At 52.5% G+C, this 687-nt stretch carries 1 protein-coding gene and 1 rRNA gene; both read left to right on the forward strand.

The window, feature by feature from the left end; translation table 11 throughout:
• A 5S ribosomal RNA gene (gene rrf, locus MHK09_RS11635) occupies window positions 1-109 on the forward strand; the annotation flags it as partial.
• 282 nt (window positions 110-391) lie between these two features.
• Window positions 392-619: a hypothetical protein gene (locus MHK09_RS11640; protein ID WP_250413616.1), complete on the forward strand. Its 228-nt coding sequence runs from the start codon at window positions 392-394 to the stop codon at window positions 617-619.
• Window positions 620-687: the final 68 nt, after the last annotated feature.

The raw sequence follows: 687 nt of genomic DNA on the forward strand, positions 1-687 counted from the left end.
CAATAGCTGCAGGGAAACGCCCGGTCCCATTCCGAACCCGGAAGCTAAGCCTGCACACGCTGATGGTACTGCAACCGGGAGGTTGTGGGAGAGTAAGTCACCGCCGACACCAAACAACAAAGACAATTGAATACCGTAATGATGAAGCCGTAGAAGACAGCGCACCACTAAGTGGCAAAGTCTCTTCGGCTTCATTTGTCGTTTTACCGCGATTGTCTGTGATGCCATCTTGAGGGCTATTCCGAATGATGTCCTGAAGAGCAAACTTTTCATTGCATCTTCGCTACACTTATCCACTCAATAGTTTGGGGGGAAACTCATGTGGTTCGACGGCTATGATCGGCAGTTTGGAAAACGCCTAGAAGAGTTTCACGCGGTTGCGATTCCTTCGATGCTCGCGGAGCTATCGCCGGAGCAGGAAGAACAAGTCACCCAGGGCGCCAAAGAATTCCCGTTCGACGCTGTGCTAGACGTCTTAAACTCCAAACATAGCTACGAAGACAAGGGCTCCCGAATACTGGCTATCAGCGGTACATGGATGAATGCTGCTTCCGGTAGCCAGTGGGCGGGCCTGACCCCCGGAAAGTGGACACGTCGGGGGTTAGCTATGCTGCTCTAGTCAGTGTAGCTGAATTCTCGGCTTCAAAGACGTCAGGAGCTGAAAGATTGCACCAGGAGTGCCGTCGG

Source organism: Corynebacterium tuberculostearicum (genome assembly GCF_022347235.1).
Lineage (GTDB): Bacteria > Actinomycetota > Actinomycetes > Mycobacteriales > Mycobacteriaceae > Corynebacterium > Corynebacterium tuberculostearicum_F.

Bases quoted from the DNA above. Each gene is read 5' to 3' on its own strand.
- MHK09_RS11640 (WP_250413616.1), top strand. From the start codon at position 392: ATGCTCGCGGAGCTATCGCCGGAGCAGGAAGAACAAGTCACCCAGGGC.